Origin of the sequence: Pseudomonas sp. FSL W7-0098 (genome assembly GCF_005930585.1) — a bacterium.
In the GTDB taxonomy this organism is placed as follows: domain Bacteria; phylum Pseudomonadota; class Gammaproteobacteria; order Pseudomonadales; family Pseudomonadaceae; genus Aquipseudomonas; species Aquipseudomonas bubulae.
In genome coordinates, this window is record NZ_RXHW01000007.1 from 23,004 (window position 1) to 48,822 (window position 25,819).

General features: G+C 59.0%; 24 protein-coding genes. 16 read left to right on the top strand and 8 right to left on the bottom strand.

Features of this window, described 5'->3' with window-relative positions; genetic code table 11:
* Positions 1 to 92 precede the first annotated feature (92 nt).
* From gltB to gspM, 14 genes are all read left to right on the top strand, one after another.
* The gene (gltB, locus tag FHL07_RS14280) at positions 93 to 4,541 is read left to right on the top strand and encodes a glutamate synthase large subunit (protein ID WP_095001092.1); all 4,449 of its coding nucleotides are present in this window, start codon (positions 93 to 95) and stop codon (positions 4,539 to 4,541) included.
* A gap of 33 nt (positions 4,542 to 4,574) precedes the next feature.
* On the top strand, positions 4,575 to 5,993 hold the full coding sequence (locus FHL07_RS14285) for an FAD-dependent oxidoreductase (protein ID WP_095000853.1): 1,419 nt from the start codon (positions 4,575 to 4,577) through the stop codon (positions 5,991 to 5,993).
* Positions 5,994 to 6,222: 229 nt separating this feature from the next.
* Positions 6,223 to 7,290 carry a uroporphyrinogen decarboxylase gene (hemE, locus tag FHL07_RS14290; protein WP_095000854.1) on the top strand — a complete coding sequence of 356 codons (1,068 nt, stop codon included), beginning with the start codon at positions 6,223 to 6,225 and terminating at the stop codon, positions 7,288 to 7,290.
* Between the two features lie 654 nt (positions 7,291 to 7,944).
* Positions 7,945 to 8,472, top strand: coding sequence for a type II secretion system protein N (locus FHL07_RS14295; RefSeq protein ID WP_095000855.1), 528 nt, complete (start codon positions 7,945 to 7,947; stop codon positions 8,470 to 8,472).
* Between the two features lie 9 nt (positions 8,473 to 8,481).
* On the top strand, positions 8,482 to 10,395 hold the full coding sequence (gene gspD, locus FHL07_RS14300) for a type II secretion system secretin GspD (protein ID WP_095020163.1): 1,914 nt from the start codon (positions 8,482 to 8,484) through the stop codon (positions 10,393 to 10,395).
* Positions 10,392 to 11,864: a type II secretion system ATPase GspE gene (gspE, locus tag FHL07_RS14305; protein WP_138738614.1), complete on the top strand. Its 1,473-nt coding sequence runs from the start codon at positions 10,392 to 10,394 to the stop codon at positions 11,862 to 11,864. The genes gspD and gspE overlap by 4 nt, the downstream gene beginning before the upstream one ends.
* 2 nt (positions 11,865 to 11,866) lie before the next feature.
* Entirely contained in the window at positions 11,867 to 13,078 is a 1,212-nt protein-coding gene (gspF, locus tag FHL07_RS14310) for a type II secretion system inner membrane protein GspF (RefSeq protein WP_095000858.1), read from the top strand.
* A gap of 3 nt (positions 13,079 to 13,081) precedes the next feature.
* Entirely contained in the window at positions 13,082 to 13,522 is a 441-nt protein-coding gene (gene gspG, locus FHL07_RS14315) for a type II secretion system major pseudopilin GspG (RefSeq protein ID WP_095000859.1), read from the top strand.
* A gap of 3 nt (positions 13,523 to 13,525) precedes the next feature.
* Positions 13,526 to 14,014 carry a type II secretion system minor pseudopilin GspH gene (gene gspH, locus FHL07_RS14320; protein ID WP_095000860.1) on the top strand — a complete coding sequence of 163 codons (489 nt, stop codon included), beginning with the start codon at positions 13,526 to 13,528 and terminating at the stop codon, positions 14,012 to 14,014.
* Positions 14,004 to 14,372 (top strand): type II secretion system minor pseudopilin GspI, encoded by a 369-nt coding sequence (gene gspI, locus FHL07_RS14325; protein ID WP_095000861.1) that lies wholly within the window; start codon positions 14,004 to 14,006, stop codon positions 14,370 to 14,372. The genes gspH and gspI overlap by 11 nt, the downstream gene beginning before the upstream one ends.
* Positions 14,365 to 14,919 (top strand): type II secretion system protein GspJ, encoded by a 555-nt coding sequence (locus FHL07_RS14330; RefSeq protein ID WP_095000862.1) that lies wholly within the window; start codon positions 14,365 to 14,367, stop codon positions 14,917 to 14,919. The genes gspI and FHL07_RS14330 overlap by 8 nt, the downstream gene beginning before the upstream one ends.
* On the top strand, positions 14,919 to 15,776 hold the full coding sequence (locus tag FHL07_RS14335; protein WP_095000863.1) for a general secretion pathway protein GspK: 858 nt from the start codon (positions 14,919 to 14,921) through the stop codon (positions 15,774 to 15,776). Before FHL07_RS14330 ends, FHL07_RS14335 begins: the two co-directional genes overlap by 1 nt.
* Positions 15,773 to 16,864: a type II secretion system protein GspL gene (gspL, locus tag FHL07_RS14340; RefSeq protein ID WP_170943713.1), complete on the top strand. Its 1,092-nt coding sequence runs from the start codon at positions 15,773 to 15,775 to the stop codon at positions 16,862 to 16,864. Before FHL07_RS14335 ends, gspL begins: the two co-directional genes overlap by 4 nt.
* Positions 16,861 to 17,310: a type II secretion system protein GspM gene (gspM, locus tag FHL07_RS14345; protein WP_095000864.1), complete on the top strand. Its 450-nt coding sequence runs from the start codon at positions 16,861 to 16,863 to the stop codon at positions 17,308 to 17,310. The genes gspL and gspM overlap by 4 nt, the downstream gene beginning before the upstream one ends.
* Before the next feature lie 30 nt (positions 17,311 to 17,340).
* Here the strand turns inward: gspM and FHL07_RS14350 are convergent, their stop codons facing one another.
* Positions 17,341 to 18,600 (bottom strand): MFS transporter, encoded by a 1,260-nt coding sequence (locus tag FHL07_RS14350; RefSeq protein WP_153328394.1) that lies wholly within the window; start codon positions 18,598 to 18,600, stop codon positions 17,341 to 17,343.
* A 140-nt stretch (positions 18,601 to 18,740) separates the two neighbouring features.
* Between FHL07_RS14350 and FHL07_RS14355 the strand changes: the two genes are divergently transcribed.
* Complete coding sequence (locus FHL07_RS14355) at positions 18,741 to 19,643, top strand: LysR family transcriptional regulator (protein WP_095000866.1); 903 nt, start codon at positions 18,741 to 18,743, stop codon at positions 19,641 to 19,643.
* Between the two features lie 42 nt (positions 19,644 to 19,685).
* Here FHL07_RS14355 and FHL07_RS14360 read toward each other — a convergent pair whose 3' ends face one another.
* Positions 19,686 to 19,865 carry a DUF6124 family protein gene (locus tag FHL07_RS14360; RefSeq protein ID WP_095017718.1) on the bottom strand — a complete coding sequence of 60 codons (180 nt, stop codon included), beginning with the start codon at positions 19,863 to 19,865 and terminating at the stop codon, positions 19,686 to 19,688.
* 441 nt (positions 19,866 to 20,306) lie between these two features.
* On the opposite strand from FHL07_RS14360, the gene FHL07_RS14365 reads away from it, so the two are divergent.
* Complete coding sequence (locus FHL07_RS14365; RefSeq protein WP_095000867.1) at positions 20,307 to 20,645, top strand: YceK/YidQ family lipoprotein; 339 nt, start codon at positions 20,307 to 20,309, stop codon at positions 20,643 to 20,645.
* A gap of 599 nt (positions 20,646 to 21,244) precedes the next feature.
* Here FHL07_RS14365 and FHL07_RS14370 read toward each other — a convergent pair.
* Genes FHL07_RS14370 through FHL07_RS14395 form a run of 6 tightly spaced genes read right to left on the bottom strand, consistent with a single transcriptional unit; the run spans position 21,245 to position 25,818 of the window.
* Positions 21,245 to 21,685: a hypothetical protein gene (locus FHL07_RS14370; RefSeq protein ID WP_138738616.1), complete on the bottom strand. Its 441-nt coding sequence runs from the start codon at positions 21,683 to 21,685 to the stop codon at positions 21,245 to 21,247.
* A 19-nt stretch (positions 21,686 to 21,704) separates the two neighbouring features.
* Entirely contained in the window at positions 21,705 to 22,931 is a 1,227-nt protein-coding gene (locus tag FHL07_RS14375) for a beta-ketoacyl-ACP synthase (protein ID WP_095000869.1), read from the bottom strand.
* On the bottom strand, positions 22,931 to 23,659 hold the full coding sequence (gene fabG / locus FHL07_RS14380; protein ID WP_095000870.1) for a 3-oxoacyl-ACP reductase FabG: 729 nt from the start codon (positions 23,657 to 23,659) through the stop codon (positions 22,931 to 22,933). Before fabG ends, FHL07_RS14375 begins: the two co-directional genes overlap by 1 nt.
* Entirely contained in the window at positions 23,652 to 24,119 is a 468-nt protein-coding gene (locus FHL07_RS14385; protein ID WP_095017717.1) for an ApeP family dehydratase, read from the bottom strand. Before FHL07_RS14385 ends, fabG begins: the two co-directional genes overlap by 8 nt.
* A complete protein-coding gene (locus tag FHL07_RS14390; protein WP_095026333.1) occupies positions 24,116 to 25,303 on the bottom strand; it encodes a beta-ketoacyl-[acyl-carrier-protein] synthase family protein in 1,188 nt (395 codons plus the stop codon). Before FHL07_RS14390 ends, FHL07_RS14385 begins: the two co-directional genes overlap by 4 nt.
* Positions 25,300 to 25,818, bottom strand: a complete 519-nt coding sequence (locus tag FHL07_RS14395; RefSeq protein ID WP_165446537.1) for a DUF3261 domain-containing protein — start codon at positions 25,816 to 25,818, stop codon at positions 25,300 to 25,302. The genes FHL07_RS14390 and FHL07_RS14395 overlap by 4 nt, the downstream gene beginning before the upstream one ends.
* Position 25,819: the final 1 nt, after the last annotated feature.

Sequence of the window (25,819 nt, forward strand, 5' to 3'; positions counted from 1 at the left end):
CTGCCAAGCTGGCGTACGTTCAGCGCGGGAAGCAAGTGGTTGAATTAAAAGAAATTTGCCCTTTTTAAGGGCAGCCTGGTGAGAAAGTGTCTATGAAAGCAGGTCTGTACCACCCCGATGAATTCAAGGATAACTGTGGTTTCGGCCTGATTGCCCATATGCAGGGCGAACCCAGTCATACCCTTCTGCAAACCGCCATTGAAGCCCTGACCTGCATGACCCACCGCGGTGGGATCAACGCAGACGGCAAGACCGGTGACGGTTGTGGCCTGCTGATTCAAAAGCCTGACCTGTTCCTGCGTGCAACCGCCAAGGAGCAGTTCGGTACCGATTTGCCCAAGCAATACGCGGTCGGCATGGTGTTTTTCAACCAGGATCCGATCAAGGCCGAGGCGGCCCGCGACAACATGAATCGCGAGATCCTTGCCGCTGGTCTGCAGCTGGTGGGCTGGCGCAAAGTGCCCATCGATACCAGCGTTCTGGGTCGTCTGGCGCTGGAGCGTCTGCCGCAGATCGAGCAAGTGTTTATTGGTGGGGACGGCCTGAGCGATCAGGACATGGCCATCAAACTGTTCAGTGCCCGTCGCCGTTCCTCGGTGTCCAACGCGGCAGACAGCGATCACTACATCTGCAGTTTTTCCCACAAGACCATCATTTATAAAGGCCTGATGATGCCGGCGGACCTCACCGCCTTCTATCCGGACCTGAGCGATGAGCGCCTGCAAACCGCGATCTGCGTGTTCCATCAGCGCTTCTCCACCAATACCCTGCCGAAATGGCCGCTGGCTCAGCCATTCCGCTTTCTCGCCCACAACGGCGAAATCAACACCATCACCGGTAACCGCAACTGGGCCCAGGCCCGTCGCACCAAGTTTGCCAACGATCTGATCGGTGACCTCGACGAACTCGGCCCGCTGGTCAACCGCGTGGGTTCGGACTCCTCCAGCATGGACAATATGCTGGAGCTGATGGTCACCGGCGGTATCGACCTGTTCCGTGGCGTACGCATGCTGATTCCACCGGCGTGGCAGAACGTTGAAACCATGGACCCCGACCTGCGGGCGTTCTATGAGTACAACTCCATGCACATGGAGCCGTGGGACGGCCCCGCCGGCGTGGTAATGACCGACGGTCGCTACGCGGTCTGCCTGCTTGACCGTAACGGCCTGCGCCCTGCGCGCTGGGTGACCACCACCAACGGCTATATCACCATTGCCTCGGAAATCGGCGTATGGGACTACAAGCCTGAAGACGTGATCGCCAAAGGCCGTGTCGGCCCTGGCCAGATCCTGGCCGTGGACACCGAAACCGGTCAGGTGCTGGACACTGACTCGATCGACAACCGCCTCAAGTCGCGCCACCCGTACAAGCAATGGCTGCGCAAGAATGCCCTGCGCATTCAGGCGACCATGGAAGACAACGACCACGGTTCGGCGTTTTACGACGTCGATCAGCTCAAGCAATACATGAAGATGTATCAGGTCACGTTCGAAGAGCGCGACCAGGTGCTGCGTCCGTTGGGCGAGCAAGGCTACGAAGCGGTAGGTTCGATGGGGGACGACACGCCAATGGCCGTGCTGTCCCAGCGTGTGCGAACACCTTACGATTACTTCCGCCAGCAGTTTGCGCAGGTCACCAACCCGCCGATCGACCCGCTGCGTGAAGCCATCGTCATGTCGCTGGAAATCTGCCTCGGTGCCGAGCGCAACATCTTCCAGGAATCCCCTGAGCACGCTTCCCGTGTGATTCTCAGTTCGCCCGTGATCTCGCCTGCAAAATGGCGCTCGCTGATGAACCTCGACCTGCCGGGCTTTGAGCGTCAGATCATTGACCTCAACTACGACGAAAGCGTCGGTCTTGAAGCGGCTGTGCGCAATATCGCCGATCAGGCCGAAGAAGCAGCGCGCGCCGGTCGCACCCAGATCGTTCTGAGCGACCGTCATATCGCGCCGGGCAAGTTGCCGGTTCACGCCTCTTTGGCTGTGGGCGCCGTGCATCACCGCCTGACCGAAAAAGGCCTGCGTTGCGACAGCAACATTCTGGTTGAAACCGCTACTGCCCGTGACCCGCATCACTTTGCGGTGCTGATCGGCTTCGGTGCCTCGGCGGTCTATCCGTTCCTGGCCTACGAAGTGCTGGGCGACCTGATCCGCACCGGTGAAGTACTGGGCGACCTCTATGAGGTGTTCAAGAACTACCGCAAAGGCATCACCAAAGGTCTGCTCAAGATCCTCTCGAAAATGGGCATATCGACCATCGCTTCGTACCGTGGTGCGCAGCTGTTCGAAGCCATCGGCCTGTCCGAAGAAATTTGCGAACTGAGCTTCCGTGGCGTGCCAAGCCGCATCAAGGGCGCACGTTTCGTCGACCTTGAAGCCGAGCAAAAGCTGCTGGCAGCCGAGGCCTGGAGTGCGCGCAAGCCCATCCAGCAAGGCGGCCTGCTCAAGTACGTGCATGGTGGTGAATACCATGCCTACAACCCTGACGTGGTGGCCACCCTGCAAGCCGCCGTGCAGCAGGGCGACTACAGCAAATTCAAGGAATACACCGCACTGGTCGACCAGCGTCCAGTGTCTATGATCCGCGATCTGTTCAAGGTCAAGACCCTCGATACCCCGCTGTCGATCGACGATATCGAACCGCTGGACTCGATCCTCAAGCGTTTCGACTCGGCCGGTATTTCCCTGGGCGCCTTGTCGCCAGAGGCTCACGAAGCCCTGGCTGAAGCCATGAACCGCTTGGGCGCACGCTCCAACTCCGGTGAAGGCGGCGAAGACCCGGCGCGTTACGGCACCATCAAGAGTTCGAAGATCAAGCAAGTGGCCACTGGTCGTTTCGGTGTGACACCGGAATACCTGGTCAACGCTGAAGTGCTGCAAATCAAGGTTGCTCAAGGCGCCAAGCCGGGCGAGGGCGGGCAACTGCCGGGCGGCAAGGTCAACGGCCTGATCGCCAAACTGCGCTACGCCGTACCGGGTGTGACCCTGATTTCGCCACCGCCGCACCACGACATCTACTCCATTGAGGACTTGTCGCAGCTGATCTTTGACTTGAAACAAGTCAACCCGAAAGCACTGGTGTCGGTGAAACTGGTAGCTGAAGCGGGCGTAGGTACCATCGCCGCTGGCGTGGCCAAGGCCTATGCCGACTTGATTACCATCTCCGGTTATGACGGCGGCACCGGCGCTTCACCGCTGACCTCCATCAAGTACGCGGGCGCACCGTGGGAGCTCGGTTTGGCCGAAACCCACCAGACCCTGCGCGGCAATGACCTGCGCGGTAAAGTGCGGGTACAAACCGATGGTGGCCTGAAAACCGGTCTCGACGTGATCAAGGCAGCAATTCTGGGCGCTGAAAGCTTCGGCTTCGGCACCGCACCGATGATCGCCCTGGGCTGTAAATACCTGCGTATTTGCCACCTCAACAACTGCGCGACCGGCGTTGCGACGCAAAACGAATCGCTGCGTAAAAACCATTACATCGGCACCGTCGATATGGTGGTCAACTTCTTCACCTATGTGGCCGAAGAAACCCGCGAGTGGCTGGCCAAGCTGGGTGTGCGCACCCTGGAAGAGTTGATCGGGCGTACCGACCTGCTGGAAATCCTCCAGGGCGAGACTGCCAAACAGCACAACCTGGACCTCACGCCATTGCTGGGCAGCGACCATATCCCGGCCGACAAGCCGCAATTCTGCCAGGTAGACCGCAACCCTCCGTTCGACAAGGGCCTGCTGGCCGAGCAGATGCTCGACATGGCGCGTTCGGCGATCAACGACATGAGCGGCGCCGAGTTCGACCTCGACATCTGCAACTGCGATCGCTCCATCGGTGCGCGTATCTCGGGTGAAATCGCCCGTACTCACGGCAACCAGGGCATGGCCAAGGCACCGATCACCTTCCGCTTCAAAGGCACTGCAGGTCAGAGCTTTGGTGTGTGGAACGCCGGTGGCTTGCACATGTACCTGCAAGGCGATGCCAACGACTACGTAGGTAAAGGCATGACCGGCGGCAAGCTGGTGATAGTCCCGCCTGCAGGCAGCGTCTACAAAACTCAGGACAGCGCGATTGTCGGCAATACCTGCCTGTACGGCGCCACCGGCGGCAAGCTGTTTGCAGCGGGCACGGCGGGCGAGCGTTTCGCGGTGCGCAACTCCGGTGCCCACACCGTGGTGGAAGGCACAGGCGATCACTGCTGCGAATACATGACTGGCGGTTTTGTCTGTGTGCTGGGTAAAACCGGTTACAACTTCGGCTCGGGCATGACCGGCGGTTTCGCCTACGTGCTGGATCAGGACAACACCTTCGTCGACAAGGTTAACCACGAGTTGGTGGAAATCCAGCGGATCAGTGGCGAAGCGATGGAGGCCTACCGTAATCACCTGCAACACGTGCTGGACGAATACGTTGAGGAAACCAACAGCGAGTGGGGTCGCAACCTCTCGGAAAACCTCGATGATTACCTGCGTCGTTTCTGGATGGTCAAGCCCAAGGCTGCCAGCTTGAAGTCGTTGCTTTCCAGCATCCGTGCCAATCCGCAGTGATATGCGCCTGAAGAGTTTGATGAGGTTTTAACAATGGCTGAACGTCTGAGTAACGACTTCCAGTTCATCGATGTCGGGCGCAAAGATCCGAAGAAGAAACTGTTACGTCAACGCAAGAAAGAGTTCGTGGAAATCTACGAGCCTTTTAAACCCCAGCAGTCGGCCGAACAGGCCCACCGCTGCCTGGGCTGCGGCAACCCGTACTGTGAATGGAAATGCCCTGTGCATAACTTCATTCCCAACTGGCTCAAGCTGGTGGCCGAGGGCAATATCCTCGCCGCCGCCGAGTTGTCGCACCAGACCAACACCCTGCCCGAAGTGTGCGGGCGGGTGTGCCCGCAAGACCGTCTGTGCGAGGGCGCCTGCACCCTCAACGACGGTTTTGGCGCGGTGACCATTGGTTCGGTGGAGAAATACATCACCGATACGGCATTCGCCATGGGCTGGCGCCCGGACATGTCCAAGGTCGTGCCCACCGGCAAGCGTGTCGCCATTATCGGTGCCGGGCCTGCAGGCCTTGGCTGTGCCGACGTGCTGGTGCGTGGCGGAGTGACCCCGGTGGTGTTCGACAAGAACCCGGAAATCGGTGGTCTGCTGACCTTCGGCATCCCCGAGTTCAAGCTGGAAAAAACCGTACTGAGCCATCGCCGCGAAGTGTTTACCGGTATGGGTATCGAGTTCCGCCTCAATACCGAAATCGGCAAGGACATCAGCATGGAGCAGTTGCTGGCCGAGTACGACGCCGTGTTTATGGGCATGGGCACTTACACCTATATGAAAGGTGGTTTTGCCGGTGAAGACCTGCCGGGCGTGCACGATGCGCTGGACTTCCTGATTGCCAACGTCAACCGCAACCTGGGCTTTGAAAAGTCGCCGGAAGATTTCGTCGACATGAAAGGCAAAAAGATTGTGGTGCTCGGTGGCGGCGATACGGCCATGGACTGCAACCGGACTTCGATTCGCCAGGGCGCCAAATCAGTAACCTGTGCCTATCGTCGTGACGAAGCCAACATGCCGGGCTCGCGCAAAGAGGTGAAGAACGCCAAGGAAGAAGGCGTTAAGTTCCTCTACAACCGTCAGCCGATCGCCATTGTCGGTGAAGGCAAAGTGGAAGGCGTGAAGGTGGTCGAGACCCGTCTCGGCGAGCCGGATGCCCGTGGCCGTCGTAGCCCGGAGCCGATCCCGGGTTCTGAAGAGATCATTCCGGCAGACGCCGTGATTATCGCCTTTGGTTTCCGTCCGAGCCCGGCCTCGTGGTTCGAGCAGTTCGAGATCCAGACCGACAGCCAGGGCCGCGTGATTGCGCCAGAGCAGTCGCAGTTCAAGCATCAGACCAGCCATCCGAAGATTTTTGCCGGTGGTGACATGGTGCGTGGTTCCGACCTGGTAGTGACCGCGATCTTCGAAGGCCGTACTGCGGCTGAAGGGATCATGGATTACCTGGGCGTGTAACCCGATTCCCTGTGGGAACGGGCTTGCCCGCGATGGGATCAACTCGGTCTGCTGATCAATCGAGTTGTCTGTATCGCGAGCAAGCCGGCTCCCACAGTTGTTTCGCGGTGTTGCCAAATAGCACGTTCCACCGCGGCAAATCGACCCGATAGATAAAAGGCACGGCACTTGCCGTGCCTTTTGCGTCCGTCTCTGAGAAAATGCCCCCACTTTTTTTCCGGATGCTGACATGACTGTTCTCAAGAATGACCGTTTCCTTCGCGCTTTGCTCAAGCAACCTGTAGACGTAACGCCTGTCTGGATGATGCGTCAGGCCGGTCGCTACCTGCCGGAGTACCGCGCCAGCCGCGCCAAGGCCGGCGATTTCATGAGCCTGTGCAAGAACGCCGAATTCGCCTGTGAAGTCACCATGCAGCCTCTGGACCGCTTCCCGCAGCTGGATGCGGCCATCCTGTTTTCTGACATCCTGACCATCCCCGATGCCATGGGCCAAGGCCTGTACTTTGAAACGGGTGAAGGCCCGCGCTTCAAAAAGGTTGTCAGCACTCTGGCCGACATCGAAGCGCTGCCCATCCCGGATCCGCAAAAAGACCTCGGCTACGTGATGAACGCCGTCAGCACCATTCGCAAAGAGCTCAATGGCCGTGTGCCATTGATTGGCTTCTCCGGCAGCCCGTGGACGCTGGCCACTTATATGGTTGAAGGCGGCTCCTCCAAGGACTTCCGTAAAACCAAGGCCATGCTCTACGACACCCCGCAAGCCATGCACTTGCTGCTCGACAAGCTGGCGCAGTCGGTCACGTCTTACCTCAACGGCCAGATCCTGGCGGGCGCGCAGGCGGTGCAGATCTTCGACACCTGGGGCGGTAACCTGTCGGCTGCGGCCTATCAGGAGTTCTCCCTGGCCTATATGCGCAAAATCGTCAGCGGCCTGATCCGCGAACACGAAGGTCGCAAGGTGCCGGTCATTCTGTTCACCAAAAACGGTGGCCTGTGGCTGGAAAGCATCGCCGATGCTGGTGCCGATGCACTGGGCCTGGACTGGACCTGTGACCTGGGCGAAGCCCGCCGTCGTGTCGGCAACAAGGTTGCCCTGCAAGGCAACATGGACCCGACCGTGCTGTACGCCAACCCGGAGGCCATCCGCACCGAAGTCAAGCGCATCCTGGCCAGCTACGGCAACGGCTCGGGCCATGTGTTCAACCTGGGCCATGGTATTACCCCGGAAGTAAAACCCGAGCACGCCGGTGCGTTTATCAGTGCGGTGCATGAGTTCTCCGGTCAATATCACCAGTAAGCTCCAGCAGATAAAAAAATGCCCCGACATGTCGGGGCATTTTCATTTATTGCGTAGTCATTAGTATGACTGCCGACACTAAATGTAGGGGAGTTAGAGACAAAACCTACAGATTCAAGAGGGCTGGCCTTACATTAATAATTGTTCATGCCAGTGAAAATCAGCCTTCGCCATTGTATAAATAAGTTTGGTGTTATAAAAGGCTGCTTAGTGTTATCGGGCTTGCATTCTGCGCACAACGTTCTGTTATTTAGGGCAAGGTTGTCTTTGGGTTTTTTAATAATAAATGTACCAGGGGGAGTTCTTGATTGTTGCACTTTCAAGCGCTCGCAGTTTGAGGGTGTATTAGTGATAACCGCCCTACATTCGGACTGCTGCTTGCAATACGCTCCGTAGACCACTCATTGTGATCCGGGTGTGGCTCTTGCTGGAAAGTTACCTTGGTCTAGAAACAAGTCGCAATGATAGCTCCTGACTGTTTAAGTAAGGGGGTGCCGGGTTTTGGAGTGAAGTTGTTCGGTACTGTTTAGCTTAAGCCTGTTTTTTAGAGGGAGATTTGCGTGTTGATGTGTGTGCAGGTTGATAGTTATCCACTTGCCATCTGACGCAGCGGTGTTTTTTATCAGGGTAGAGCAATTCAGTCATGAGACAGTCATGAACAGTTCGATTCAAGTACTCAAACACTGCTTTTCATCTGTATGGGCGTCGCTGGCATTGATCTTGGTCTATGGCAGTTATTTGGTGTGGCAAGAACAAGGGTATCGCCACTCTATCCATATGCAATCGGAACTCGCACCCTTGAATGTTTCAGATCCTCCGGCTCCCGGGCTTTTCAAGCCTGAAGCGATCGCCACGTTATTCGGGCTTGTCACTCAAGACCGTCGGGTACCGAGTGCTGAGCCATTGCAGTTGCGTGCGAGCTTTGTTGCGAGCCAGGGCTCCTCTCAAGCCTTGTTGGCCGATGCACAGTCGGCACGTTTCTACTCGGAAGGTGAGCCTTTGCCGGGTGGCAGTGTCCTGCGCCGTATCGAGATGGACCATGTGGTGCTATGGCGCAATGGGCGTGAAGAGTACCTGACCCTTAAACCGCCAAACCAGTATGTATTGCCCTTATCCACTGCTCCAGCTACGACCTCGCAGGAGACCACTTTTTACCTGCGGCCATCGACCGGGAAACTTTAGAAAATGCCCATGACCAAGCCCGGTGCCTTCGTTTTCGGCCCTCTTTTTACCTGTTGTGTGCTGTGCGCAGGGTTGCTGTTGCAATCTCCGGCGTGGGCCCAGAAGCAGTACTGGAAACTGGCGATGAAAGAGGCCGAACTGCGCGACGTCGTGCAGGAAATATCATCGATACTCGGCGCCACCGTGGTTCTTGATCCCAGGGTTCAGGGCCGGGTCACGGTTATTTCCGAAAAAGAGCTGGACCGCGAAGGCGTACGTCGCTTGTTTTACTCTGTGCTCGATGCCCACGGCTTCTCGGTGATTGACCAAGGTGATCGTTTACTGATCATCCCTGCCGCCGAGGCAAAAGCACGGGCTGGCAGCGCTGATGCGAAAGCGGTTGAGGCAGAGGCCTTTGTCACACGGGTCATCGAACTGAATGGCAGCGTCGCGGCCGATCTGGCTGGCCTGTTGCGACCACTGGTGTCTAGCAGTGGTTACGTCGGGCCTTCTGCTTCGGCCAACGCGCTGATCATTACCGACACTGCAGCCAATACGCAGCGCCTTGTCGAAATGGTTCGCCAGCTGGATTCAGGTGCGCGTTCCGGCCATTCGGTGGTTGTGCTCAAACATGGTCTGGCCAGCGACATTGCCAGGATCATGGAGCAAGCGCTGGACAAAAAGGATGCGGGTTCGAACAGTCGAGTGATCGCCGACACATCGACCAATCGCGTGGTAATCATTGGCAACGAAACAGCGCGCAAGCGCTTGAGTGCACTGGCCCGCTCTCTCGATGCTCCGGGCAGCATCAAGCAGGAAAACTCACGGGTGCTGCGTCTTCGCTATGGCGATGCCAAGCAATTGGCCGCAGTACTGGAATCAGTAAGCCCGGGTTTGAAAAAGGACATGGCCCTGGAGAGCAGTACCCAGAAAGCATCAACCCGCGAAGTGATGGTAGCGGCAGATGAAAGCCAGAACGCACTGGTGATCATGGCTGAGCCTGCGCAGGTTCGTACCCTGGAAAATATCGTGCGCGAACTGGATCAGCCGCGCTCACAAGTGTTGATCCATGCCGCTATTGTTGAAGTTTCCGGGGATATTGCGAAAACCCTCGGCGTGCAATGGGGTGTCAACGCAGGCAGAGGCAGAGGCGGTATTACCTTCCCGGGCACCGGAATTCAAATTGGTGCGTTGTCCCAAAGTAATATCAAACTCCCAGAAGGTGCCGTGCTGCAGGTTGGCAACGACCGTTTCAACGTCCTGGTTTCAGCGTTGGCCAGCGATACCAACAACAATGTGTTGTCCACGCCGAGCCTTCTGACCCTGGACAATCAGGAAGCCGAGATCCTGGTGGGCCAAAACGTGCCGCTCAAAACTGGCTCCTATACAGGCTCTGGTGAAAACGCCAAAAACCCCTTTACCACGGTGACGCGTCAGGACATCGGCATCAGCCTAAAGGTCAAGCCGCATATCAATGAAGGCAGCTTGATGCGTCTGGAAGTTGCACAGGAAAACTCCGAGATAGCCCCTTCACTGCAGGGTGTCGAGTCAACCGACCTGATCACCAATAAACGCGCCTTGAAAAGCACCATCCTGGCCGAAGACGGGGAAATCATCGTGATTGGCGGGCTGATCAAGGACAGCGTGCGAACCCAGGTCAGTGGCGTCCCTTTACTTAAAGACATTCCTTACCTGGGCGCCCTGTTTCGCTGGAACAAAGACACCCGTACCAAAACCAACCTGATGGTTTTTTTGCGTCCGACCATTGTGCGCAGCAAGAATGATCTGCGTGAAATCAGCGAAAGCCGTTACAACGCTTTGCGCAAGCTCGATGAGAGCGGTCCCAAGGGCAAAAGCTCGCGGTTGTTGCCCGACAATGCACATCAAATGTTCGATACCCCTACGCAAGATAACCGTCGCCCACCTGAAGCAGGTCGACCATGACATCGCCAGGTGAGCGTTTGCCTTTCGGCTTTGCCCGGCGTTTCGGGGTGCTGCTGGACACCTCATCCACGCCTGCCACCCTGTTGCTTCGTGCCGACACACCATTGACCGCGTTGGCCGAAGCACAGCGCTGGGCAACGGCTGAATTAAAGGTCAGCACACTCACCGATGCACAATTCAGCGAGCGGCTGGCCAGCACCTATAGCGCTGGCCAAAGCGCGGCCGAGCAAGTAGCCCAAGGGCTGGACGACGAACTCGACCTGATGAGCCTGGCCGAGCAAGTACCGCAAACCGCAGATCTGCTGGAGCAGGAGGGCGATGCCCCGATCATTCGCCTGATCAATGCCCTGCTGCGAGAAGCCATGCGTGAGAAGGCTTCGGACGTACACCTCGAAACCTTTGAGCACTACCTGTCCGTGCGCATGCGCATTGATGGCCAACTGCGTGAAGTGCTCAGGCCCAAACGCGAACTGGCCAGTCTGCTGGTATCACGGATCAAGGTGATGGCGCGCCTGGATATTGCCGAGAAACGCGTGCCCCAGGATGGCCGCATCAGTTTGCGTCTGGCCGGGCATGAAGTCGATGTGCGAGTTTCTACCCTGCCTTCTGCACACGGTGAGCGGGTAGTCATGCGTCTGCTGGATAAACAGGCCGGGCGCCTGGATCTCCAGTGCCTGGGCATGCCCGCCGAGACCCTGAGTCGGTTTCAACACATTCTTGCGCGCCCCCATGGGATCTTTCTGGTCACGGGCCCGACCGGCTCGGGCAAAACCACTAGCCTGTATGCTGCGCTTAGCCATTTGAATCACCAGAGCCGTAATATTCTGACTGTCGAAGATCCGGTGGAATATCACCTTCCCGGCATCGGCCAGACCCCTGTCAACACCAAGGCTGACATGACGTTTGCCCGAGGTCTGCGGGCGATTCTGCGTCAGGACCCCGACGTGGTCATGGTCGGTGAGATCCGTGACCATGAAACCGCCGAAATCGCCGTACAAGCTTCGTTGACCGGGCATTTGGTGCTGTCGACCCTGCACACCAACAGCGCCATTGGCGCCGTCACCCGGTTGGTAGACATGGGGGTGGATGCCTATCTGTTGTCGTCTTCTCTGGTGGGCATATTGGCCCAGCGGCTGCTGCGCACGCTGTGTGTGGACTGCAAAACCCCGTACGCCGCCGACCCGGTCGCCAGGGCACGGCTTGGCCTTGACCCTGAGGCCAGGCCGACCCTGTTCCGGGCTCAGGGCTGCCCACACTGCCGGCAAGGTTATCGCGGTCGCACCGGTATCTACGAACTGGTCAGTATCACCCCGGCCCTGGCCGGGATGATTCATCAGGGCGCCAGCGAGCCGGAACTGATCCGCGAAGCGCGAAAGTTATCCTGCGGGCTGTTTCAAGATGGCCAACGGCGGGTGCTTGACGGTCAGACCAGCCTCGACGAACTGCTGCGTGTCACTCAGGAGGACTGAGCATGCCTGCTTTTGAGTATCGCGCGCAGGACGCCAACGGGCGCAATTGCCGGGGGCTTCAAGAGGCTGACAGTGCCCGCCATGCTCGCCAGCTTTTACGTGAGCGGGGCCTGCGCCTGAGCCATCTGGGTGAGGCCAGAAAAAATCGGCAGAAGGACAGCCATGCGCAGTCCGGCACCCGTCTGGGGGGCACGGATCTGGCGCTGCTCACCCGTCAATTAGCCACTCTGATCCATGCCGGCCTGCCCCTCGAAGAAGCCTTGAGCGCCGTCACGGCTCAAAGTGAAAAGCGTCGGGTTAGCCATTTACTGGCGGCTGTGCGCAGCCGGGTGCTGGAAGGTCATGCCTTGGCCACCACGTTGGCGGTGTTCCCCCGCGCTTTCCCCGAACTGTTCCGGGCCACGGTCGCTGCAGGCGAGCGCAGCGGGCACCTGGGGCTCGTCCTGGAGCAATTGGCCGACTACACCGAAGCCCGTCAGGCCTCGCGCCAGAAAATCCAGCTGGCGTTGGTCTATCCCCTGATCTTGCTGGTTGCTTCGTTCTCGATTGTCGGTTTCCTGCTCGGCTACGTTGTACCCGACGTGGTCAAGATCTTCATCAACAGTGGCCAGCCATTACCTGTTTTGACACAAGCCATGATCGCCATCAGCAATGGTCTGCGCAGTTATGGCGCGTTGCTTTTTATCGTGCTGCTGGTTGCCTGCGGCGCGACCCGTTGGGCACTGCGTCAGCCGCGGCTGAAGCTGCGCTGGCATGTGCTGTTGCTCAACCTTGTGCTGGTGGGCGGGGTGCTGAGGGCAATGGAAGCAGCACGGTTCGCCAGCACCCTGGCGATACTGGGCAAAAGTGCCGTACCACTGGTGGATGCCCTGGAAATTTCGGCCACGGTCATCAGTAACCTGGCCATACGCCAACGCATGCTCGACGTTGCCCGCTCAGTCCGCGAAGGCGGCACTCTGGCTCGAGGGCTGGAGCGCAGTGGTGATATCCCGCCCATGATGCTGCATCTGATTGCCAGTGGCGAACGTGCCGGCGAGCTGGACAGCATGCTGGCGCGGGCCGCCGAGCAACAGGAAAAAAACCTCGCCGCCCGTATCGCCCTGGTAGTGAGCCTGTTTGAACCGATCATGCTGGTGCTGATGGGTGGCGTGGTGCTGCTGATCGTCATGGCCATTCTCTTGCCGATTCTTGGCCTCAATCAACTGGTGAATTGACCTATGAACAGTGCTTCAAAACCCAAGCAACGGGGCTTCACCCTGATTGAAATCATGGTTGTGGTAGTCATCATTGGTGTGCTCGGTGCCATTGTCGTGCCTCAGTTTATGAACCGCCCGGATCAGGCCAAGGTGACCGCTGCGCGCACTGATATTCAGGCCATTGCCACAGCCCTTGAAATGTATCGCCTCGACACCTTCAGCTACCCCTCGACCCAGCAGGGCCTTGAGGCTTTGAGCAAGCACCCGGCCGGCAGCCCGGTGGTAAAAAACTGGAACCCGCAGGGGTACCTCAAGCGGCTGCCACTGGATCCGTGGGGCACGCCTTATCAATACCTCAGCCCGGGTACCCGTTCGACAGATTACGATCTGTTTTCCTTGGGTTCAGACGGCGTACCCGGCGGTGAAGGGAGCGCGGCAGACATCGGCAACTGGAGCTACTGAGCCATGCGCAGGCGGGCGTCGGGCTTTACCCTGATCGAGTTGCTGGTGGTCATTGTGCTGGTGGGTGTGCTCGCTTCAATGGTGCGTATCAGTCTGGGTGACAACAACAGCCGCAACGCTCGACAGGAAGCCGATGTCCTGTTGGGCGTTATGCACGGTTTACGCGAGAAAGCGGTTCTGGATGGCCGGGAATATGGCCTGCGGCTTGAGCCCGGGGCCTATCAGGTGATGCGCTTTGAACGTGATGCCTGGAAGCCGGCTGATGCCCGGGTGAAGTTGCCTTACGGACTGGCCCTTGCCCTGACTGTGGAGGGGCGCTCGCAGCCCCTTATACCTATGGCAGAAGCACCGCAGTTAATGTGGTTGAGCAGCGATGAAAACACCGCTTTCAGTCTGCACGTCGACAGTCCGCCCCGGCGCTGGCGAAGTATCGTCAGCGACGGCCTTGGCGACGCGCTGGTTGTTGTGGCGCAGGCATCCCATGAAGGCTGATAAAGGTTTCACCCTGCTGGAAGTCATGATTGCGCTCGCCATCTTTGCCATCCTGGCGGCGGCGGTCATGTCTGCCTGCCAGTATGTGCTGGGCCAGAGTGCGAGGGTCGAGGCAAGGTTGTTGGGCGCATGGCTGGCGGACAACCACCTCAATGAAATGCAGCTGCAAACTGCTCCTCCGGCCTTGGGGCTACAAACCCTCAATGTGACCTATGCCCGGCGTGACTGGCGCCTGAGTCGACGCATCACGGCCGAGCCCGGTACAGGCCTGCTGCGGGTAGAGTTGAGTGTCAGCCCGGCGGGCAGCGAGCATGCGGTACAGTCTGTGACCCACTGGCTGGCGTTCAGCCATGAATAAGCCCCAGGCCGGCTTTACCCTGCTCGAACTGGTGATTGCCATTGCCATTTTCGCCTTGCTGGGCCTTGGCTGCTGGCGACTCTTTGACGCAGTTGTACGTGCCGAGCGCAGCAGCACGGCACAACAGCAGGCCCTGCGCAGCTTGCAGAGGGCGGTGGCGATGATCGAACGCGATGTTTTGCAGGCCCAGAGTTCAGCCCAAAGCCCGGGTGTCGTGCTGTACCCCGATAAACTCGAAGTGCGCCGCGTCAACTGGCGCAACCCGTTGGGCCTGCCGCGCAGTGAGGTGCAGGATGTCAGTTACCAGCTCAAGGACGGTGTGCTCTGGCGCTTTAGCCGCGGGCTGGAGGAGGGCGCGCAACTGCAACAACAAAAACTGCTTGGCGATGTGCGCGAGGTGCGCTGGCGGTTGTTCAATCGCAAGACGGGTTGGCACAGTGCAGGTGCTTCTGCCCCCAAAACTGCGCAGCACGCCCTGGAGTTAAACCTGTCGGTGGGTCGCTTCGACGGTGTGCGCCGTGTGCTGTTATTGCCGGGGGGCACGTGATGCGCCGCAACCAGCGAGGGATCGCCCTGATCACCGTGTTGCTGGTGATGAGCCTGGCGTTGTTGATCACCGCCGGCCTGTTGCGCAGCCATCGTCTGGCTCTGAACAGCAGTGCCCAGCAGATCCATCAGTTGCAGCTGCGCACCCTGGCATTTGCGGGCGAGACCTGGGCCCGTGAACACTTGCGTACCCTGATCCGCGACCCCATGGTCGCCGTTGCTTCTGGCCAGGCCTGGGCCAGCAGCCAGCCACAGTTGCGCATCGACGATGGACAAATCGACGTGGTAATTGAAGACCTCGCCGGGCGATTCAACATCAGCCCCTTATTGGCCAAAGGTCCCGCCAGCGATGTGATGGAGCAACGCTGGATGCGCCTGCAAACCCTGCTTGAATTGACCCCGCTGGATGCCAGCGTACTGCAGGGCCAGAGTTTGAGTGATATCAGCCAGTTGCGTGTGCTGCCCGGTGTCGACAGCCAGTGGTACATGCGTATGCAGCCGTGGATCGTGCTGTTGGGCAAGGATGCCGTACTGAACATAAACACTGCGCCTGCCACTCTCCTTGCGACGCTGGAAGGCGTGACGCCTGAGCTGGCGCGCGCGCTGGTAACTACCCGGCCGCTGCAAGGCTATGCCAGTGTTCAGGATTTCACGTTCACCCCGGCGCTGATCGGGTTGGGTGTTCAGGCTGCGGGTCTGGGCATCAGCAGTCGCTGGTTTCGGATCACCACCGATGTGCGCCTTGGGCAAAGTCGCTTGCGGCTTGAAAGCGATGTGGTCCGCGATCCTCATACCGGCGAATGGCACTTGTTGCAGCGACGCCTTTTAGCTCCCCGACACCGCGAGCCCTTTGTATGAACAACTGGCTTTACCTCACCGCCAAGGGTTTTGCCCACAGTGTCGAGATTGATTATGACAACGCCCCTGTATTCGTCTGGCACGATGCTCAGTCGCCGACAGAAACCTCATTGAGCGAAGCTGCAGCCGGGCTGAAAGGCCGGAACGTCGCACTGGTCCTGCCCATGGAAATGTGCAGCTGGGTGCTGACCGAACCCTGGCAGGGCAAGCGTAGGCCCACCGCACAGGCCCTGGCTTTTGCCGTCGAAGATCAACTGGCCGATGATCTGGACGAACTGCACTTCGCCGTCGGGCCGGTGGATACGCAGCAGCGTTATCCCTTGCTGATCACTCACAAACAGCGATTTAGAACCTTGCTGTGCCAGCTCCATGAGCGCGGTTTGACTATCGTCAGCGCGCAGGTGGATGCGGATCTGTTGCCACGCGATCAAGCATGTATGCAATGGTGGTGTGGGCGCTGGTTGGTTGGCGGGACGCTTGAATTCCGGCTGGCCGTCTCCCTGGTGGGGCTGGAGTTGGTTAAATCCGGTTTGCCCACCGCATTGACGGCGCGAAAAATTGACTGGGACGCACTCCCGGAAGATGCAATCAACTTGCTCCAAGGTGAGTTTCGGCGTCAGGTGCGGGGTTGGCCGTGGCGGCGACTCAGGGTAATGGCACTGCTGATGTTCACGCTGGCCTTGGGGTTTACCCACCTGCGCAGCAGTTTTCTGGAGGGGGAAGCGGCGCGGATTTATGTCATGAGCGAGGAGCGGTTCAAAACCCTGTACCCGGCGCAAACCCGTATTGTGGACCTGTCCGCACAACTCAAGGCAATGCAGCAGCGCGCCACGGGTGCACAAGGAGGGCATATGGCACGGTTGCTTCAACTGACCGAGCAGGTGATTGGCGCCAGCAGTGTCGAAGTGCAGCATATGGAGTGGCGGGCAAGCATCGGTTGGGTATTGAACCTCACGGTCGGCAGCTTTGCCCAGCTTGAGCAATTACGCGAGCGAGGCGTGCAAAGCGCACTGCCGATTACGCTGGGCAATGCGAGCCAGCAGGGCAGTCGGGTGCAGGCCATGCTGACCCTCAGGGATGAATCATGAAGACGTTTGTGCGTGAGCGCTGGTTGCACCTGCCGCCTCGAGACCGCCAGTTGTGCGGTGTGCTGGCGGTATTTCTACTGATTGTGTTCAGCGTCTACGGGCTGTGGTTACCGGCTCAACAACGTCTGGATGCGGCCCGGGCGCTGTACCTCAAGCAGCTGGCACTCGAAGGTGAAGTCCGGCAGGCACGCCCCGGATCCATCGCCAGGGGTGCTGAACAGCCCTTGGTCTCGCGTTTGAGCGACAGTGCCGCAGACTCCGGGTTGAGCGTTGAGCAGTTTGAAATAGATGGCGGTGTTGTACGCATCTCCCTGAACGGGGATGCGGTTGCGGTGCTGGGCTGGCTCAATCGTATTGAACTGGAGGGTGCAGGCTTCGAAAGCCTGAGTCTGGAAAAACGTGGTACCAGCCTCCAGGCACGGCTACAGATCAACAACCTGAATTGAGGTAGTGCCTGTAGCCGCAGGTGCAGGGAGTTACGTGTTCTTTGCGTTTCCCGGCAGCACTGGCAGCCGGGCCAGATGCAGCGCTACCAGCAGGGCAACCACCAGCATGCTGGAGATAAACAAGCCGATGCCGTTCCAGCCCGCCAGATGCCAGAACACACCCCCCAGGGTGCCAGCTACGCTCGACCCGGCGTAGTAACTGAACAGGTACAGCGACGACGCCTGCCCCTTGGCCTTGCTTGCCCGGCGGCCGATCCAGCTGCTGGCCACCGAATGCGCGCCGAAGAAGCCGAAGGTGAACATCAGCATGCCGATAATCACAAACGCAATGGGCGTGAGCAGGGTCAGCGCGATCCCGGCCAGCATCAGCACAATCACCGCCCACAGTACGCGACGACGGCCCAGTTTGTCGGCCAGTGCGCCAATCTGTGCCGAGCTGTAGATACCCGACAGATAGACGATCGACAGCAAGCCTACCAGTGCCTGGTTCATATTGTACGGCTCGGCCAGCAGGCGGTAGCCGATGTAGTTGAACAGGGTGACAAAACTCCCCATCAGCAGGAACGCTTCGAGAAACAGCCAGGGCAGCCCGGCATCGCGAAAATGCATGGTGAAACCGTCGAGCAGGCTGCGCGGATTCATCGAGCGCGGGCGGAAGTTGCGCGATTCGGGGAGGATTTTCACGAACACCACCGCGGCCACCAGCGCCAGCGCGCCAATCACCAACATTGCGGTGTGCCAACTGACAAAATCGATCAATACACCGCTGATCAGACGACCGCTCATGCCGCCAATGGCGTTGCCACCGATATACAGGCCCATGGCCAGGCCGATGTGCTGCGGGTGGATTTCTTCACTCAGATAGGTCATGGCTACCGCAGCCAGCCCGCTAAGAGACAGCCCTACCAGCGCCCGTGTTATCAGTACACCTTCCCAGGTCGGCATCAGGGCACTGAGGAGGGTAAACAGCGCGGCACTAAACAACGCAAACACCATCACGGGCTTGCGCCCGAAGGCATCGGAAATGGGCCCGGTAATCAGCAGGCCAATGGCTAGCATCGCCGTGGCCACGGACAGAATCAGACTGCTTTGAGCGGCATTGATCCCGTACTCATGGGATAGCACCGGCATCATCGGCTGCACGCAATACAACAGGGCAAAGGTTGCGAACCCACCCGAGAACAGGGCCAGCACCGTGCGCATAAACATCGGCGTGCCTTTCTCGATAAATACATCATTCAGTTGGGTAACAACATCATCCAGCGCGGACGGCGGGATTTCGTGGGCCAGGGGTGCAGCGGCAGTTTTCACGGGGACCTCAAATTGGGGTAAAGCCGAACGGCAATGACAAAAGAATATAGGCGGCTAACGATTCTTTCCAATATATAATTCGACCTGTTTAATAGGTTTTACGACTTAATGGGGGTTGTATGGAACTGCGCCATTTGCGCTACTTCATTGCCGTGGCCGAAGAGCTTCACTTTGGTCGGGCGGCGCAGGTGCTGGGCATTTCCCAGCCACCGCTAAGCCAGCAAATTCAGGCGCTTGAGCAGGAATTGGGGGCACGGCTGTTCGAGCGAACCAATCGTCGGGTTGCCCTGAGCGAAGCCGGACGCTTGTTTCTGGAGGAGGCGCGGCGGGTGTTGGCCCAGGTCGACAAAGCCGCCGACGTGGCTCGGCGGGCGCAGTTGGGTGAGCTGGGTGAATTGAAAATTGGCTTTACCTCGTCGGCGCCGTTCAACTCCAGTATCCCCCAGGCCATTTTTGCCTTTCGCCAGGCGTTCCCGGCGGTGCATCTGGACCTCAAGGAAATGAGCAGCCGCGAGGTGGCCGAGGGGCTGGTGGATGAGTCCATCGAAGTCGGGATCATGCGGCCGCTGGCGTTGCCGGATTCGTTGCATGTCGTGGAACTGTTTCGCGAGCCGCTGGTGGCTGTGATTCGCGCCGATCACCCGCTGGCCGAAGGCAGCGAGGATGGTTTGCAACTGGCGGCATTGGCGGACGAACCCTTTGTATTCTTCCCGCGCAGCTATGGCAGCGGCTTGTACGCGCAATTGCTCAGCCTGGCGCGGGTGGCGGGGTTCAGCCCGCATATCTCCCAGGAGGCGGGGGAGGCCATGACCATTATCGGGCTGGTGTCGGCGGGGTTGGGGGTGTCGGTGCTGCCGGCGTCGTTCCAACATATGCGTATCAAGGGTGTGGTTTATCGGCCGTTGCTGGATACCGATGCCAATACGGCGGTGTGGCTGGTGCAGCGCAAGGGTCACTCATCACCGATGGCGACCGCGTTTGCGCAGTTGCTGACGCGCAAGATGGTGCATCCCTCACCCTAGCCCTCTCCCGGAGGGAGAGGTTTGGGGTGAGGGCAGGGCTGATCAGCGAGCCAGCAACTTATCCACAGACGCTTTGATCTGATGGATCAGATGCACCACCGCCAGCGCCACATCGCGGTTCAGGCCTTGCAGGTTATCGGCCGACGCATAGGCCGTGGCGATGGCGCAGCGCAGCAGTTCATCGGTGTGTTCGAGGGTTTGTTCGTGATCGTGTGTAGTCATGGTGAGTCTCCATCTATACGAATTGGAAGCTGTCACCATTTGCTTGCACACAAAGAGGGTGGCAGCTGTACGCGGGTGTGCAAGACCGGTAGATAGGAGCAAAACCCGGCAGATCCGAAGACCTCCCACGTACAGCCGCCATAAAGCAGAGTTTCTGGCGGTGATACTCAAATCTCAATCGGACTTGCACGCCCGGTCAACCATGGGGGATGACGTACCGGAGGCTAGCGATCGAAAGAGACAGGCGCAAGACCCAAGGATTCTCTAGGAAGCGTCCTGCGAATGAAAGAGATATGACCCTCGGACGTCGCTGCCCGGTAAATGTTGGCGCGCAAGATTCCCTCTTGGCGAAAAATCTCTTAACAAATCGATGCCGGGAGGTGATCGCCTTTTGTGCACGTTTGTCGTTAGGTTATTAACCCCTGACATCGAGATTTGATCATGGCCCATAAAGGTTACGCAGTGCTCGCTGGCTTATGCTTGGCACTCAGCGGTTGTGGAACGACCAATACGGTATTGCGTGGTGATGAAGTAACGCGTCGTAATCTTAAAGAGTGGAAAACCTACTGTGATTCCGTGCCCCGGGTTTACAGTGGCGTGTCATACGGTCTGTGTATTCTGCACGGGCCATCCCCTACTGTTTCACAAGATATTGCAGCGTCTGCCTTGCTACCACTCAGGCTTCTGGATTTCGTGCCTTCCGCCATTGCTGACACGGTGGTGCTGCCCTACACGATTTATCGCCAAAGCACCGAAGGAAGTATCACTCTCGCCCGATAGTTGTAGCTTTGGGAGCGTGTATTACCGGGCTAGTCACTTATCCACAGACGTTTTAGCCTGATGGATCAGATGCACCATCGCCAGCGCTACATCGCGGTTCAGGCTTTGCAGGTTATGTCCTGCGAATGAAAGAGATATGGCCCGCAGGGGCTGCGGTTTGGCCGAGAATTGCGAAACGCGCAGTTATAAAACACGCTTGGAAACTTGAAAGTAATGCTGCGCAAAATCGCTTCTTTAAGCACGGGTCCAGTCAATGTCACTTCAATATCAACCGAAAGAAGGCAGCGTACTTATTTGTGATTTCAGAGGCTATGAAGTGCCGGAATGATCAAGGTCAGGGCCATCGTGGTTATTCGTAAACATCGGCTGTCCGCTGCGCTTTGAGCTTGTAAAAGAGCGGCCAGAAACGATAAGCGGGCGTCATGCTGGTTGCCTGAACGCTTAGCGCGAGTAATAGTCCATTCGTACCCGCAAGGGGCTTGTGAGACGCTGAGAATCCTGGGAAACCAGCCATTACAGAGCCGGACCGACACAGTGCTATGACAAGCCAGTCTGTTTGTGAATAAGGCGCCGAAAGGCGCCTTTGTCGTTTCTGATGCTTACAACGGTTTTACCCGCGCCGCTTCAGACAGCTGCTTGGCCGTGCGTTCGTTCTGATTGTCCTTGAGGTCGCGCACGATATCGCGATCCAGCAGGCGCACCCAGCGAATGTAATTCTTGTGAATCTTGCCGTCCTTGTAGTCCAGGCCACTGCTGTCGCGGTACTGGATCCGGTAATGATCGGCGCTGTACGGAATGTCGATTTCAGCGTGGTATTGCCCGCGCACGGTGATCTGCGCCTGCACCAGTTGCGGGGTGATTTTTTGCACTGTCCAGCCGCGCCCGACCAGGGCCTTGACGATGGCCTGTTGCATTTGCGCACGGTCGCTGTTGATCGAGGCATGCAATGTGCGGTTGGGGGTGAACACGGGTTTGCTGGTGCAGGACACGGTGGTCAGCAGGGCCAGGGCAATCAAGGTAATGCGCAGCAGGTAAGTCATTGCATGGGTTCCACAGGTATCAGGCCCAGCGACGGAAGATCAACGATGTGTTGACCCCGCCAAAGGCAAAGTTGTTGTTCATCACGTAGTCGTTGTGCATCACCCGGAACTCGTCACGCAGGTAATCCAGTTCGCCGCAGCGCGGGTCGACTTTATCGAGGTTAAGCGTGGGAACGTAGCGGTCGCGGTTCATCATCTCGATGCTGAACCAGGATTCCAGCGCCCCACAGGCGCCCAGGGTATGGCCAAAAAAGCTCTTCTGCGAACTGATGGGCATGTGTTTGCCGAACAGCTCGCTGGTGGCCAGTGTCTCGGCAATATCACCCTGCTCGGTGGCGGTGCCGTGGCCGTTTACATAGCCGATGGCATCCGCGCCAATACCGGCGTCTTCCAGTGCCAGTTCCATCGCCCGGCGCATGGTGCCGACTTCCGGGCGGGTGGTGTGCTGGCCGTCGGCATTGCTGCCAAAGCCGACGATTTCTGCGTGGATATGGGCGCCACGGGCCAGTGCGTGTTCCAGCTCTTCGAGTACCAGCATGCCGCTGCCTTCGCCGATCACCAGGCCGTCACGACCACTGTCGTAGGGGCGTGGGCTGGTGTGCGGGGCGTCGTTTTTCAGACTGGTGGCGTACAGTGCGTCAAACACCATCGCTTCGGTGGGGCACAGTTCTTCGGCGCCGCCGGCGAGCATCAGCGGCAGGCGGCCGAACTTGATGGCCTCGTAGGCATAGCCGATCCCCTGGCTGCCGCTGGTGCAGGCACTGGAGGTCGGGATCAGGCGCCCGGTCAGGCCAAAGAAGATGCTGATATTGGCCGCTGTGGTGTGCGGCATCATCCGTACGTAGCTGTTGGCATTGAGGCCGTCTGCCACCGAGTTGAGCAGCATATTGCCGAACGCCATGATCTCGTCGGTGCTGCCGGTGGACGAGCCGCAGGCTACGCCCATGCGCCCGTCGCGAATGATCGGGTTGTCGAGCAGGCCGGCGTCCTGCAGGGCCTGCTCTGCAGCGCCGACGGCCAGCCGCGACACGCGGCCCATGCTGCGCAGTTGCTTGCGGGTCCAGTGGGCGGGCACCACAAAGTCATCAATGGGGCCGGCCAGTCGGGTGTTAAGTTCAGCGAACCGGTCCCACTCGTCCATGCGCCGGATACCGCTGCGCCCGACCACAAAGTTGGCTTCGATACTGGCCCAGTCACTGCCCAGCGAGGTGATACCGGCCATGCCGGTGACAACGACGCGTTTCATCAGCACAACCCTCCGTTGACGGCCAGCACCTGGCGGGTGATATAGCCCGCTTCGGCCGACATCAAAAAGTTGACCGCCCCCGCGACTTCTTCGGGGGTGCCCATGCGTTGGGCGGGGATCATTTTCATCAGTTCGTCTACCGGTACGTTTTCGTCAAGCATGGCGGTGTCGATCAGCCCCGGCGCGACGCAGTTGACGGTGATTTTGCGTTTGCCCAGCTCGATGGCCAGAGCCTTGGCGGCGCCGATCAAACCGGCCTTGGAAGCGCTGTAGTTGACCTGCCCGCGGTTGCCGATCAGGCCCGAGACCGAAGTAATGCAGACGATACGCCCGGCTGCGCGGCGGCGGATCATCGGCATCATCACCGGGTGCAGCACGTTGTAAAAGCCGTCGAGGTTGGTACGCATCACCACGTCCCAATCGTCTTCGCTCAGCGCTGGAAAGGCGCCGTCGCGAGTCAGGCCGGCATTGAGCACTACGCCGTAGTAGGCGCCGTGGGTTTCAACGTCGGCTTCCAGAATGGCTTTGCATTGGGTGCGATCCGATACGTCGAATTGCAACACCCGGGCACTGCGACCCAAGGCGTGTACTTCGGCCATGACGGCATCGGCTTCGCTGCGGCCGCTACGGCAATGCAGGACCAGATCGAAGCCGGCTTGGGCCAGGCGCAAGGCGATGGCGCGGCCAATGCCACGGCTGGAACCTGTGACCAGAATGGACTCAGTCATGGCGGGTCTCCCGGGGTGTTTGAGCAAGGTAGGTGTCAGCCTGGGGCGGACGGAACACGTTCAGGCGGGCGCTGGCATGGATACCGGGGCCGGTGAGGTGACACTCGAATACGCCCATGCCGTTGTCGTCTTCCAGTGAGCGCAGGGCGTGGATATGCAGCGGGGCGCCGAGCGGGAAATGTTCGACGTTACATTCAAATTTACGTGTGCCCAACAAAAAGCCCAGCGCCACGGGGCGGCCCTGCAAGCGGGCGCGACAACCGGCGTAGGCCGCGACGCTTTGCGCCATCAATTCAATGCCTGTCCAGGCGGGCAGGCTACCGTCTTCGCGGTTGAACAGGCCGCCGGCTTTTACGATCAGGCGGGTTTCAATCTGCTCTTCATCAAACGCCAGGACCTGATCGATCAGGATCATGTCGCCAGCGTGGGGCAGCAGTTCGGCGAGTGGCCAGTCAATCATGGGGCCTCTCCGATAATCAGGCTGACGTTATTGCCGCCGAAGGCAAACGAATTGCTCATCAGGCAGCGCTGTGGGGCGGGTGCGAGGGTCTGGCCGGGGGTAACCCAGTTTAGCGCCGGCAGCGCCGGGTCGCCTTGGCCGTCCCAGACATGGGGCGCCAAAGCACCACCGTGGCTCAGGCTCAGCCAGCAGAAGGCAGCTTCCAGCGCGCCAGCCGCACCCAGGGTATGGCCGGTCATGGGTTTGGTCGACGAACACGGCACACCGTTGGCGAACACCTGCGACACGGCGTGGCTTTCCATCGCATCGTTGTGCTGGGTGGCGGTGCCATGCAGGTTCAGGTAACCGATCTGAGCGGGCTGTAAACCCGCGCGGCCCAAGGCTTTGTGCATGGCTTGTACGGCGCCGCGGCCGCTGGGCTCCGGGGCGGAAATATGGTGCGCGTCACTGCTGGCGCCTGCGCCGAGCAGAGCGATGGTGTGGCCGTTGGCGGGGTGCCTGCTCATCAAGAACAGCGCTGCCGCTTCGCCGATATTGATGCCTCGACGGTTGACCGAAAACGGGTTGCAGCGCTCATCCGCCACCGCTTCCAGCGCCGAAAAACCGTTGAGCGTCAATTTGCATAGCGTGTCGACACCGCCGCACAGCACTACGTCGCACAGGTTCATGTCCAGCAACCGCTGGGCGCTCATCAGCGCCCGGGCGCTGGAGGTACAGGCGGTGGAGATCACATAGGCCGGCCCGCTGATGTTCAGCCAGTCGGCCAGGAACGTGGCCGGTGCACTCAGCTCTTGTTGCTGATAGCTGTAATCAGCGGGGAACTGCTGATGCTGCAGGTAATGGGCAATGCCCTGACTGGCTTCATCAATGCCCGAGGTACTGGTGCCCAGCACGATGGCAATACGATCGCGGCCGAAAGTAGCGATTGCTTGCTCAATATCGCCCTGTATTTGCAATGCGGCTTCGAGCAACAGTCGGTTGTTGCGGCTGTTTTGCTGTTCGAGCCCCGCGGCGATCGCTGCCAGTTCGCCGCTTACCGCGCCGATGGTCGGCGAGCGTTCAGGCACCCAGCCGCTTTGCCGCTGCATGCCCGAGCAGTCACCGGCAAACAGTTTGCTCGCCACTTCGGCGGGGCCTCGGCCCAGAGAGCAGACCACGCCCAGTGCGTTGAGGTAAGCAGTCATGGGGCGGCCTCCAGCGGGCTGATTGTGTAATGCAGATCGCCCTTCATATCGATGCGAAATGCCTCGGGTTGCTGGTAGTGCACTTGCCAGCGCTGTTCAATAACTCGCAAGTCAGCCGCAGTTTTTGCTTGTGGATAATTGTCCGCCAGCTCAGTTGCCGGTGTCAGTGCAAACAATAGCGCGGCGAAGAGTTCGCGGGCCTCGGGGTTGGGCGGCAACAGACCGTCAGCCTGCCAGGTGCCGTCTTGCAGTAATTGGCGCGCCAGCGGAATACCCAGGGGGTCCATCAGCGACCAGCGTAGGGCAGGTCCTTGCTGCTGGATCACCAGCAACCAGTCTTGCCGTTGTTCGGCCTGTTCGCGCTGGATATGCAATTGCATGGGCAGGGCCAGGGTTGGCGTTTTCCTGGGCAGCGGCAAGCTGGTGCAGCTACTGAGCAGCATGCACATCACTAACCACACAAACATTATCCGTGTGGGAGCGGGCTTGCTCGCGATGCAGGCAACTCGGTTCATC

Coding starts and splice junctions, on each gene's coding strand:
- gltB (WP_095001092.1), top strand. CDS start 93: ATGAAAGCAGGTCTGTACCACCCCGATGAATTCAAGGATAACTGTGGT.
- FHL07_RS14285 (WP_095000853.1), top strand. CDS start 4,575: ATGGCTGAACGTCTGAGTAACGACTTCCAGTTCATCGATGTCGGGCGC.
- hemE (WP_095000854.1), top strand. CDS start 6,223: ATGACTGTTCTCAAGAATGACCGTTTCCTTCGCGCTTTGCTCAAGCAA.
- FHL07_RS14295 (WP_095000855.1), top strand. CDS start 7,945: ATGAACAGTTCGATTCAAGTACTCAAACACTGCTTTTCATCTGTATGG.
- gspD (WP_095020163.1), top strand. CDS start 8,482: ATGACCAAGCCCGGTGCCTTCGTTTTCGGCCCTCTTTTTACCTGTTGT.
- gspE (WP_138738614.1), top strand. CDS start 10,392: ATGACATCGCCAGGTGAGCGTTTGCCTTTCGGCTTTGCCCGGCGTTTC.
- gspF (WP_095000858.1), top strand. CDS start 11,867: ATGCCTGCTTTTGAGTATCGCGCGCAGGACGCCAACGGGCGCAATTGC.
- gspG (WP_095000859.1), top strand. CDS start 13,082: ATGAACAGTGCTTCAAAACCCAAGCAACGGGGCTTCACCCTGATTGAA.
- gspH (WP_095000860.1), top strand. CDS start 13,526: ATGCGCAGGCGGGCGTCGGGCTTTACCCTGATCGAGTTGCTGGTGGTC.
- gspI (WP_095000861.1), top strand. CDS start 14,004: ATGAAGGCTGATAAAGGTTTCACCCTGCTGGAAGTCATGATTGCGCTC.
- FHL07_RS14330 (WP_095000862.1), top strand. CDS start 14,365: ATGAATAAGCCCCAGGCCGGCTTTACCCTGCTCGAACTGGTGATTGCC.
- FHL07_RS14335 (WP_095000863.1), top strand. CDS start 14,919: ATGCGCCGCAACCAGCGAGGGATCGCCCTGATCACCGTGTTGCTGGTG.
- gspL (WP_170943713.1), top strand. CDS start 15,773: ATGAACAACTGGCTTTACCTCACCGCCAAGGGTTTTGCCCACAGTGTC.
- gspM (WP_095000864.1), top strand. CDS start 16,861: ATGAAGACGTTTGTGCGTGAGCGCTGGTTGCACCTGCCGCCTCGAGAC.
- FHL07_RS14355 (WP_095000866.1), top strand. CDS start 18,741: ATGGAACTGCGCCATTTGCGCTACTTCATTGCCGTGGCCGAAGAGCTT.
- FHL07_RS14360 (WP_095017718.1), bottom strand. CDS start 19,865: ATGACTACACACGATCACGAACAAACCCTCGAACACACCGATGAACTG.
- FHL07_RS14365 (WP_095000867.1), top strand. CDS start 20,307: ATGGCCCATAAAGGTTACGCAGTGCTCGCTGGCTTATGCTTGGCACTC.
- FHL07_RS14370 (WP_138738616.1), bottom strand. CDS start 21,685: ATGACTTACCTGCTGCGCATTACCTTGATTGCCCTGGCCCTGCTGACC.
- FHL07_RS14375 (WP_095000869.1), bottom strand. CDS start 22,931: ATGAAACGCGTCGTTGTCACCGGCATGGCCGGTATCACCTCGCTGGGC.
- fabG (WP_095000870.1), bottom strand. CDS start 23,659: ATGACTGAGTCCATTCTGGTCACAGGTTCCAGCCGTGGCATTGGCCGC.
- FHL07_RS14385 (WP_095017717.1), bottom strand. CDS start 24,119: ATGATTGACTGGCCACTCGCCGAACTGCTGCCCCACGCTGGCGACATG.
- FHL07_RS14390 (WP_095026333.1), bottom strand. CDS start 25,303: ATGACTGCTTACCTCAACGCACTGGGCGTGGTCTGCTCTCTGGGCCGA.
- FHL07_RS14395 (WP_165446537.1), bottom strand. CDS start 25,818: ATGAACCGAGTTGCCTGCATCGCGAGCAAGCCCGCTCCCACACGGATA.